Origin of the sequence: Mesotoga sp. Brook.08.YT.4.2.5.2. (genome assembly GCF_003351125.1) — a bacterium.
GTDB lineage: Bacteria > Thermotogota > Thermotogae > Petrotogales > Kosmotogaceae > Mesotoga.
Genome location: NZ_JPGZ01000046.1, coordinates 1 through 10380 on the forward strand (window position 1 = coordinate 1; position 10380 = coordinate 10380).

Below are 10380 nucleotides of genomic sequence, written 5' to 3' on the forward strand. Positions count from 1 at the left end.
GATGATGATGATAGCAGAAGAACCTTTAGCAGTCCAAGGAAGCGGTTTATTGAGAGAACATAAGAGCGGTTAGGCCATTGAATCTGACCTTTTCGGAGAACGGCGAACCGTTGACTGACAACTATTTCTATGGAGGTTTTACCGTGAATTACATAGAACTAATAAACAACTTTTGGATAGCGAACAAGATACACAAGTTCAACTCTCTCGAGACATCTCTTTATTTCTTCATACTCGACTATGCGAACAACGCGAGATGGCCCGAGAGTTTCATAGTTCCCAACGGGATAGTTCAGAGCGTATATGGATGCACGAAGGGGCAGCTCGCAAGAGCTAGAAGAAGACTTTGCAAGGCGGGACTCATTTCCTATGAGTCGGGCGACAGATTCAACCCCGGAAAATACTCGATTTTCGCGTTCCCGATGGATACCCGACACGTACCTGACGCGTCCCTGACAGATACCCCGACGCGTGCCGAGAATCAGATTCCAAAGGCCGCAGATGACGAGGAACTGAATGCTCTCGACCAAAGCACGGTTGATCGCGATGAGAGCCCGACGAGTCCCCGATGCGTTCCCGATGCGTTCTCGACTGATCCCAATAATATAAACAAAACTAAACCAAAGAAAACTAAAGAAGAAAGTACACAATTACCTAACGGTAATTCGTCAGTGAGACTGACGGGTGAGAGTCGGATTTCCGGTGGATTGTCGGCTCTTTCCGGTGTTGAAGAGAAATCAGAAGAGGAAACGGATCGAGAAGAGCAGACGACATTTTATGTGAAAGCTGAGTCGTACGATGAAAAGGGAGTCGCCTCTTTTTGCGGAGCCCAAACAGACGACGACTCTCCGCCTTTCGCATCGGATGAATCTCAGTTCCAGCGGAGATCGGCCGACTTTTGCGTGCCGTACGAGAAGATCCGTCAGGCCTTCATTGACTTCTGCCCCTCTCTTCCTGCCCCGAAGGAGTCGGCAAAATGGTCGGGTTCGAGAAAGAGAAACGTCCGCGCCCGCTGGAAGGAGTATCCCGCTATAGAGTTCTGGGAAGACTACTTCAACAGGGTGGAGGAATCCGAGTTTCTCTCCGGGAGAGTGACGAGATGGAGGGCGGACTTCGACTGGCTTATGAAGCCCTCCAATTTCGAGAAGGTCCTGGAGGGAAAGTACTCTAACAGGGGCGACAGGATGGCGGATGTTCTCAGGGACTTCGTGGGAGTTGGACTGGATGGACAGAAGCACATTCGCTGAGGGACTGGCAATGCTGAAGATGGCCTTCCCCGGATTCACTCTCGACAGACCGGCGGCAGAGCTATGGTACAAGATGGTCTCCGACATCTCCGATTTGGCCTTCTCGGCAGCCGTGCACAGGTTAATCATGACCACGCATAGACCACCGACGATAGCCGCGATAAGAAAGGCCGCCCTGGATGAAACAAAGGATTCGTTGAGCGCGGAAGACGCCTGGCAGATAGTCATAGAGGATGTTCACAGATACGGGATCTACAAAGAGCAATTCTACGACGATCCAAGGCTGGAGAATGCGAAAAGGACAATAGGCTGGCAGGAGTTGTGCGATATGACTGGTGATTCTAGAAGGGTAATTAGGGCTCAGTTCATAAAAGCATATGAATCATACGATTTCAGGGAGAATGACAAGGCGCTCAACGGAAAGAAAGAGGAAGTGAACAAGGAGCTTCTCTCGAAACTCTTCGGTGGAGTTTTACCCGGAGCGAAGAGCCGCTGAGAAGATCCGCTGATCGCTGAACGCTTAAAAGAGCAAGCCAACAAGAAGAAAGGTCATTGGTCAACGGTCCACCGTCCACCGATAAGACCCCTTCGAGACCGAAAACAGGTGTAGAAACACTTAAGAGCTACGGAGGTGTGAAATGTCGTTTGGTTTCAAGAATCTGGAAGTCTGGAAAGTAAGCAAGTCCTTCGCAAAGGATGTGTATGAGTTGACTTCATCCTTCTCTTCAGATGAGAAGTTTGGTCTTGTCTCTCAATTAAGGCGGGCAGCGATTTCAGTTATGTCGAATATCGCTGAAGGAGCAGGGAGGAAATACAAGAAAGAGTTTGACCATTTTCTCTATCTTGCCCGCGGTTCTTTGAACGAGACGGTTGCCCAGCTGGAGATCTCCTTTGAGTTTGGCTATATGAATCGAGATCAGCTTGACCTAATCGAGAAGAAGGCCGAAAGCATTAATAGAATGCTCTGGAAACTCTCCAAATCTCTTGAAAAATCGGAGGACTGATGACGGTTGACTGAGGACCGCTATTCCAGCGTACAGCGGAACTTGTGCTTGCAACTAATCTTAAAGGAGGCAAATATGGAGGAATTTGGAAGAAGATTGAAGGAAAGAATGATAGACAAGAATATGACTGAAGCCGAGCTCGCGCAGAAGGTCCAGCTCTGGTCTTCAATACTCACTTCGTACCTGAAAGGAGAAAGGTTCCCGGGGTACTACACATTGCTAAGGATAGCAGAGGCGCTGGATGTCTCAATAGATTTTCTTCTCGGTTTGAAGGATGAGCCCGAGCTCCATCCGGCTGTCAAGAAAAGCTCTCCCGGGGAGAAGAAGAAGAAGTCAAGAGAAGAAGACCTAATAAGGATCACAAACAAGTACATAGGAGACATGAAGATCAAAGAGGCCCGAGTCTTCTACGAAGAACTCATGAAAGGCGAAGATAAGCTCTCCGGCTTCGCCTTGTATGACGCGGCCAGACTGACTGCCTTTTTCGGAGAGAAGGAAAAGGCACTGGAGATGCTGAAACAATTCTGCGAAAAAAACCCTGATGAAACCTGCGGCTTCTGTTCCATTGCAGACATAGAGAGGTCGATCGGGAGACTCGAAGAGGCCGAAGAAGATTACAAATGGGTTCTGAAAAAAGACCCGAAGCATTTCTGGGCGACCCTCCGGCTTGGAGAGATGGCCTTTGAAGAAGAAAAGCTTACCGAGGCCTACTTCTGGTTCGACAAACTCACGAGAGATCATCCGCTCGACCCGACGGGATACTTCCAGCTGAGCAAGGTACTCGCCAGGATGGAGAGGCCTTCGGCAAGCAGGCAGAACTTCCTCGCAGGGATCATGCTGAACTCTTCCTTGGAGATCCCTAAAGTGGCCGACCTTACGACGAAGGTTATCTACGACAATCTCGGAGATTCCTCCAGGACAGAGGATCTGATCGAAGCAGTCGAACTCATACGAAAGAACGCCGACAGGCTCGAAGCCGAAAGGAAGAATGGACACTACGAAGGAATTTCCTTTGGAGAGATCCTCCAGAGGCAGAGAGAATTCCTTTCGTCTTCAAATAGCCTGCAGGATGAAGGCTCTCTAGACGATGAATTCGAAGAAGAGAGCGCCGAGGCCCGGCTCTGATCTTTGTGATGGTTCAAAGTACAAAAGCGAAGAAGAGGTGAAAGAGATGATGATGATTATGAGACTGAATGAAATAAGAAGGCACCAGTTTCTCGAAGAAACGGAAAAGGCGAAGGAGCTTTATCTGAAGACGATTACGGAAATAGGCTTGAGAGAAGACCCGAATTGGGAACTTGAAGAGGAGCCGCTCGACGAATTCAAGTATGACAGCGAATACCTGGTGCTTGGCAGGATTGCAGAAGATTTCGGCGATCTCCACATAGCGAAAAGGCTCTTCGAGGAGTGTTACAGGAGATGGCCCGACGACATGAGAAGCGTAAAGGATCTCGCAAGGGTGTACAGGAAGCTGAACCTTCCGAACAAGAGCGAGATGATGTACAGGCTGGCCCTCTCATACGATAACGACGACCGCAATGCGTTAAGGGAAATGAGTGAGCTTTACCTCGAGCTGAACAGACCCCTCGATGCCCTCGCATGGCTTCAAAGAGCGCTGCTTCTCGATCCTTTCGAGGCGGAGAATTACCTTCTCGTTGCGAAGGCTCTCAAGATGATAGACAAGGTCGAAGAGAGCATAAAGATGTTTCGTGCGGCTGCGCTTCTGGACGTCCGCCGCTATGAAGCGACCTTGAGAGAGAAGATAACAGAGGCGTACGCCGAAGAGATCGGAGATGCCGAGGAGCTGAACGATATCTACGAAGTGAATGAAGAGATCATGGAATGGACGAAGAGATCAATCAAGTATTTCCACAGCCGAAAAGGGGCGAGGGAACAGCAGGATGCCAGGAGATCGGGTGAATGATGAAGGGACCGCTGGGTAGAGCCGCTGGAAGACCAAAGACCCGCTGATCGCTGAACGCTGGGTAGAGCAAGGATCCGCTGAGAAGAACCGCTGAGCGCTGATCGCTGTACGCTGAGTGGAGCAAGGACCGGCTGGCTTCGCCAGGAAGTGATGCCCGGAAAAGCATCCGGGGAAGTGATGCTGCTTCGCAGGAGGCGACAAAATAGCCAGTCAGGCTACGCCAGGCCAGTCTTTGGTTCGCAAAGGCCAGTCTCGCCTTCGGCGAGTCAAGTTCCGCTTCGTGGTGAAAGAGCCGCTGAAGGCTGTGCGCTGGGGGTATGGGGAAGCAGGTACGTAAGATCTTGACCAACCTTCTGAGTCAGCAGCTGACAACGAAGTTTCTTGCCTGTTGGGAGGTACGTAAGATCTTGACCTACCCCAAGAGAGTTAACGGTTCACCGTTGACCGTTCTCCGAGGCGGAAGGAGCAAGTGATTTCGAAAGTTTCCAGAGCATTCGGTTAATGCGTTCGGCACTCTCTTCAATAGTTTCAAGAGTCTCTTTGTTGATGTAGCCGAATTCGAACGAAAGTTCCAACTGAGAAACTGTCTCATTGAGGGAGCCTCGGGCCATGTAGAGGAAATGAACGAATTCCTTTCTGTATTGGCGACCGGCCCCCTCGGCAATGTTAGACATAACGGAGACTGCGGCTCTGCGAAGTTGAGAAACCAAAGCGTATCTCTCTTCCTCCGGAAAAGTTGAGGTAACTGAGTAGATATCCCTTGCGAAGTCCTTGCTCAACTTCCAAACCTCGAGGTCCTTGAATCTGAAAGCCATCATCACACCTCCCGATGATGATGATAGCAGAAGAACCTTTAGCAGTCCAAGGAAGCGGTTTATTGAGAGAACATAAGAGCGGTTAGGCCATTGAATCTGCCCTTTTCGGAGAACGGCGAACCGTTGACTGACAACTATTTCTAGGGAGAGACCGACTGGTTCAAGGAGCTCGCGTTGCTTCTAGAGATTCCGATTATTCTCGGTAGTCAGATGAAGAGGACAGTCCTGGACAATCCAGGCAAAATACCTCAACAGAAGGATTTTCACGACGCTGAAGAGATAAACGCTTGCGCGGATACGATAATCATGCTTCATCACGAACGTTTCTACGACGACAATGCTCCGAAAGAAGAGCTACGCGTCATAGTCTCCAGAGACAGGGGAGAGGCAGTGAACCGCGAGACAGTCCTTCACTTCGACTGGGAAAGAGCGATGCTGATGAAAGAAGAGAAGGAATCATTACCCAGGTAGCCGGTCCGATGATAGTGGTTGGATCAACATCTAGTCAACGAAGGCTTCGAAGAACGGAGGAACCTCAAAAGTGACGGTTCATTGTCCTTGCATCATGGCATAGGGTTCTTTCGAGCGCTGAGCGTCTCTCAGCGGGCGACCAGCGGTTTCCCTGCTTTCAAGCGTACAGCGGCTTTCTCGGTCGGAGAACGGTGAACCGTTGACGGACAACGTGGTTTTTTGCAACTGTACTACACACACACCCTAACGGCAGGAAGGAAGAGACATCCTTCCTGCCTATTTGTGCAACATTTCGCCAGAAGAGCCAAGTGTCACTGATAATTTACTGAACGAACAAAGAGGAAAGATTCCTTTGGGACTGGTCATCAAACAATAGAACAATAGTCAATATACTGAAGGCAGGAATTCTTTACACTGTTGCCGAAACTAACATAGTATCGGATTGTCGATTCTGCCCCACCATCACATCTGGAGCAAAGACTCGCTAACCTCTCCCGACTCCCTCACAAATGAAACCAAGCAATTTAGCCTTTTCTAGTTCGAGAAGATTCCTCGTATCTAATATGATGTTACCCTTCATAAGCTTCTTCGCCATGTCAAGGTCGAGGCTTCTATACTGGTTCCACTCTGTGAGTATCATTATAGCATCGCTGTTGTTCATCGCCTTGTACTCGTTGTCTGCATATTCTATGCTCTCTCCAAAGACTGTCTTTGCATTCTCCTTCGCCTGAGGGTCGTGGGCTACTATCTTTGCCCCTCTATTCAGTAACTCGCTTATTACAACTAAAGAAGGCGAGTCTCTCATATCGTCGGTCTCGGCTTTGAAGGCAAGTCCTAGGATCCCTATCCTCTTGTCTTTCAAGTTTCCTTCAAAGAGTTTTTCAAGTTTTTGAACCATCCTTGCCTTCTGCTTTTCGTTCGATTCTATTACTTCCCTGACGAGAGACATATCTACCCCGTGTTTGTCGCCTATATCCACAAGTGCCTTTGTGTCTTTAGGGAAGCAACTTCCACCATACCCGGGACCCGGATGGAGAAACTTTGGACTTATCCTTCCATCCATTCCCATTCCCTTTGCTACTTTGTGTACATCGGCTCCAACTGCTTCACAGAGATTGGCTATCTGGTTTATGAATGTTATCTTTGTCGCTAAGAATGCGTTGCTGGCGTATTTTATCAGTTCGGCTGTTTCGAGATTGCAGAAGAGAAAGGGGGTTTCTATTATATAGAGGGCTTTGTATATATCCTGGATAATCTCTTTGGCTCTTTCCGATTCATAACCTATTACTACTCTGTCTGGATGAAAGACGTCGTGAACTGCCCTTCCTTCTCTCAGAAACTCGGGATTGGATATTATATCGAAGTCTTCCCTTCCGGATTTCTCTACAATCGTTTTCTTGATCCAGCTGTTTGTTCCCACGGGAACTGTGCTTTTGGTGACTATTACTTTGTATCCGTCTAGATTCTTAGCTATCGATTCGACAACCGCTTCAACGTATGAGAGATCGGCCTCTCCGTTATCCTTCGAGGGAGTTCCGACACCTATGAATACGACTTCGCTCTCTTTTATCGTTCTGTCAATATCTGTCGTGAATGAAAGCCTTCCTTCTCTGAAGTTCTTATCTACAAGCTCTTTCAAACCAGGCTCATAAATTGGAATCTGACCGTTGTTGAGCATATCTATCTTTGTCTTGTCTACGTCAACACAAGTAACCCTATTACCAAAGTCTGCAAGACCAGTTCCTGTAACTAGACCTACGTAACCTGTTCCTATTACTGAGATTCTCTTCGACAAATCTCCCACTCCCTTTTCTGACAGAGATTGTTAGTCCAGCAAATCTTTTCTCAAGCGTCTCCCGACTACGCGGAAGAGCCAAATCGTAGCTCTTGGAGCAAGAAGCAAAGCTCGAGTAGCTAGATACTCAGACAACTTAGCATATCTAAGGCGAATTCTTTTGAGTTGGGACCGATATCCGGAATTTCTCGCTATTTCAAGAAGTTTCCTCTTATCGAAGCCGCGAATAGCAAAGAAATACACGAGAGCCGTATAGTCTCTTGGCACTATTCGTTTCTCAAATATCGACAAGATTCTTTCGTTTCTGGTATTACTTCGTAGGTATTTTCCAGTTCTCCGTATACAGCCAAGGGTATGTGCTTTCGATATATCTTTGTTCTTGACCAAAGAATTATTTCTGATAACATAATTACTCAAGATTCTCTTTGTACCGACAATTCGCTCTGCCTTGAGAACAGCTTTCCAGATGAATTCCCTATCTTGGCCATTTTTGGCGCCAGGCACAAATTGTAGATGATTGTTACTGAGAAAAGTCTTTCTATAGATGGCACTTCCGGTCCAGATACTCATAGAACCCTCGAAGATTGAAAGAAGTACAGATTCACCTTCTTTCACAAGTCCTTCATCATTCTTCGGGACGACCAACCTCATACTCTTCCCGCTTTCATCTACCCATCTATAGCCGCAGAAAGCAATGTCTGAATCTGTACTACTGATTATTGAAGTCAGAACTGAAGCAAACTCAGGCTCCAAGAAGTCATCTGAATCAAGGAAGACAATGTACTCTCCTCTTGCTTCTTCAATTCCTCTGTTTCTTGCAACACTAACACCTTGGTTAACTTGGTTTACCAAACGTACTCTCTGATCCTTTCCAAATCTAGAGATCACGCAGTTAGCGGTGTTATCTGTAGAGCCGTCATTAACAACAAGAACTTCAATATCGGCGCAAGTTTGCGATAATACCGACGCTATTGTGCGTTCAATGGTGTTCTCAGCGTTATATGCTGGGATAATTATCGAGACCTTTCCTGCAATGCTTCTTACAAGCACCCGTGCTCCCTCCATTCGACAATTGCTGCTATTCTGGTAAACACATAAGAAGTTTGCCACGACAACAGCGAATAATCCCTCACAAGTATTTGTCAAGAGTTCCAGTGTGCCAATCAAACATCTCTCTTTTTACAGCATTCATAAAACGTGCGAGTCATCTTCTTCATATTTACAAAAAGATTCCAGCGCTTTGATTGCATGTTAGATGCTACTTGTTGAATCTCGGTTCCCAAATCTTGCTTTGTTTATTGTATAGCATCTCCCTGACCTTGTTTGAGTCTAGCAAACACAAGGGGAGTGAAACACTATAATGTCCTTGCCAAATTCCCTACGAAACATCGTTAGGACAACAAGCCAAAAACAGTCGTGTAAGGAATCATGTCGCCGTAATTCGATACATATAGAGTCATATAGATGATCAGAGTTGTTATCACTATCAAATACATAATTGGCTTCTCTTCTTTTTGAAATCCCTTGAGAAACCTTGGCACAACCACTACTGATGAAATCCAGAAGTAGACGGCAATTCTCGAAAACGCTATCCCAAACAAAGAGAAGAAGCTAAAGACAGTTCCAACAAACAGTGACTTCATGAAAAATCCGATACCTTCTTCATCAAAAAGACTCTTTTTGAATACAAACACACTGGAAATCAACACAATATATGGGAGAATGTTCAGCATATTCGCACCGGACGAAGTATAGCGTGTTCCGACATAGTCGCTGTAAATAGGCAAGAAACTTGATATCAGCGAGAGAATTCTCTCATATGAGAGCAAAGACAGAACGGAAACCGCCAAAAAAAGAGGGTAAAAAACTCGGTTCTTTAACCTAGAAAGCAAAATGAAGGGCAGAACTATTGCAGCAGTGGAGTGAATTGTCGAGGCCAGAAGTACTAGAATTATCGAAGCAATCTTTCTATTCTTAGCAAACTGACTGAAAGCGAAGAGAATGATCGACACAGCAAGGCTTTGTCTTGTTATGTTGAACGATGCAAAGTAGTGACCAAGGGCGACATAGCAAAACACTGAAGCCTCAAAATCCCATCCGAATTCCTCAGATAGCAGCCTAAGTGCCACAATAGCAAATAGAGCAGTCAAGAACGCACAGATAATGAATAGCCAAACAGGCTGCTCGGTCAATGACGCGATTGACTTGTTTAGGAAGAGAAAACCGAACTCATATGGGCTTCTGGAATAATTTATGAACCGAGATCTAAGAAAAATGTTGCGATAAGTGAAATAATCCGTGCCGATTCCGTATCTGAATCCAGAGAAAAGCGTCAATAATGTGATCACCAAAACTGCTTTTCTCCGAAAAGCAAGTGGCAGTAAAAGCAGAACTATCAAACCAATAAGGAAGACGAAATAGTACACCATACTTCACCTAGTTTAGCACAAGAATTGTGAGAATAAACTCTCCACTATCTTAGAAATGCAAGTTTCCATCAACTATCCGTAATAATAACACTTTCATTCTACATTCTACCAAAGCGGATCATGATTTCTTTGTCGATGAATTATCTACGATCTGCTTCAATTGATACAATCCACTAGCGATTCACTAGACCACTTACTGTTATCGACAGAACACCACCCTCTTAAACCAACTTCAAAGTTTTCGACTAAATGTGGTTCTAAAAATATCTGACTGAGCTATCACTGAAAACTTCAAACCGCATACGCGCAAGCACCAGCGATTTCTGAAGAAAGCACTTGGAATATTCCTTCTAGGACTTTCGTAGATCAACCACTAGTCTATAAATCTAAATTATCTAAGAACAAACAAACCACTCACTAATTAGTGGACATATTTTGGACAATGGTTCCTGAAGTTAATAATTCTTTAGTCTGAAGTTCCCAAACTGAACAAGCAAGAAATAGCTATCTGAAATGATTTCAGAGAAATGAAGTGGTTATTTCTGTCTACGTTTTCTGAGTTGTTTCAGTCCGACGAGTTCAAGCGCTTTCCTCTGTACCTCGTTAGGAGTTGTTATTATCGTGAATGAAGGCATCTGCGGTACCGCAGGTACGATAGCATCGTTACAGACAATCGTACTCATTTCAGATAGAAG

Annotated in this window: 9 protein-coding genes and 1 pseudogene; 6 read left to right on the forward strand and 4 right to left on the reverse strand. The window is 46.1% G+C overall.

The window, feature by feature from the left end; genetic code table 11:
- Positions 1-143 precede the first annotated feature (143 nt).
- From Q502_RS11845 to Q502_RS11865, 5 genes are all read left to right on the forward strand, one after another.
- Positions 144-1247, forward strand: a complete 1104-nt coding sequence (locus Q502_RS11845) for a hypothetical protein (RefSeq protein ID WP_112109527.1) — start codon at positions 144-146, stop codon at positions 1245-1247.
- Positions 1225-1743 (forward strand): hypothetical protein, encoded by a 519-nt coding sequence (locus Q502_RS11850; RefSeq protein WP_102819314.1) that lies wholly within the window; start codon positions 1225-1227, stop codon positions 1741-1743. Before Q502_RS11845 ends, Q502_RS11850 begins: the two co-directional genes overlap by 23 nt.
- A 142-nt stretch (positions 1744-1885) precedes the next feature.
- The gene (locus tag Q502_RS11855) at positions 1886-2251 is read left to right on the forward strand and encodes a four helix bundle protein (protein ID WP_102819313.1); all 366 of its coding nucleotides are present in this window, start codon (positions 1886-1888) and stop codon (positions 2249-2251) included.
- A gap of 75 nt (positions 2252-2326) precedes the next feature.
- Positions 2327-3376 (forward strand): helix-turn-helix domain-containing protein, encoded by a 1050-nt coding sequence (locus Q502_RS11860; RefSeq protein WP_102819312.1) that lies wholly within the window; start codon positions 2327-2329, stop codon positions 3374-3376.
- Positions 3339-4175 (forward strand): hypothetical protein, encoded by an 837-nt coding sequence (locus Q502_RS11865; RefSeq protein ID WP_102819311.1) that lies wholly within the window; start codon positions 3339-3341, stop codon positions 4173-4175. The genes Q502_RS11860 and Q502_RS11865 overlap by 38 nt, the downstream gene beginning before the upstream one ends.
- A 434-nt stretch (positions 4176-4609) precedes the next feature.
- Here Q502_RS11865 and Q502_RS11870 read toward each other — a convergent pair whose 3' ends face one another.
- Complete coding sequence (locus tag Q502_RS11870; RefSeq protein ID WP_114794166.1) at positions 4610-4990, reverse strand: four helix bundle protein; 381 nt, start codon at positions 4988-4990, stop codon at positions 4610-4612.
- A gap of 171 nt (positions 4991-5161) precedes the next feature.
- Here Q502_RS11870 and Q502_RS11875 point away from each other — a divergent pair.
- Positions 5162-5461, forward strand: a pseudogene (locus Q502_RS11875) (DnaB-like helicase C-terminal domain-containing protein); the annotation flags it as partial.
- Positions 5462-5945: 484 nt separating this feature from the next.
- On the opposite strand, the gene Q502_RS11880 reads toward Q502_RS11875, so the two are convergent.
- The 3 genes from Q502_RS11880 to Q502_RS11890 all read right to left on the reverse strand — a co-directional run bounded on the left by Q502_RS11880 (position 5946) and on the right by Q502_RS11890 (position 9682).
- Entirely contained in the window at positions 5946-7256 is a 1311-nt protein-coding gene (locus tag Q502_RS11880) for a UDP-glucose/GDP-mannose dehydrogenase family protein (RefSeq protein WP_102819308.1), read from the reverse strand.
- Between the two features lie 30 nt (positions 7257-7286).
- Positions 7287-8306, reverse strand: coding sequence for a glycosyltransferase (locus tag Q502_RS11885; RefSeq protein WP_180977981.1), 1020 nt, complete (start codon positions 8304-8306; stop codon positions 7287-7289).
- Positions 8307-8647: 341 nt separating this feature from the next.
- A complete protein-coding gene (locus Q502_RS11890; protein WP_180977980.1) occupies positions 8648-9682 on the reverse strand; it encodes an EpsG family protein in 1035 nt (344 codons plus the stop codon).
- Positions 9683-10380: the final 698 nt, after the last annotated feature.

Bases quoted from the DNA above. Each gene is read 5' to 3' on its own strand.
- Q502_RS11855 (WP_102819313.1), top strand. From the start codon at position 1,886: ATGTCGTTTGGTTTCAAGAATCTGGAAGTCTGGAAAGTAAGCAAGTCC.
- Q502_RS11860 (WP_102819312.1), top strand. From the start codon at position 2,327: ATGGAGGAATTTGGAAGAAGATTGAAGGAAAGAATGATAGACAAGAAT.
- Q502_RS11865 (WP_102819311.1), top strand. From the start codon at position 3,339: ATGAATTCGAAGAAGAGAGCGCCGAGGCCCGGCTCTGATCTTTGTGAT.
- Q502_RS11850 (WP_102819314.1), top strand. From the start codon at position 1,225: ATGGACAGAAGCACATTCGCTGAGGGACTGGCAATGCTGAAGATGGCC.
- Q502_RS11870 (WP_114794166.1), bottom strand. From the start codon at position 4,990: ATGGCTTTCAGATTCAAGGACCTCGAGGTTTGGAAGTTGAGCAAGGAC.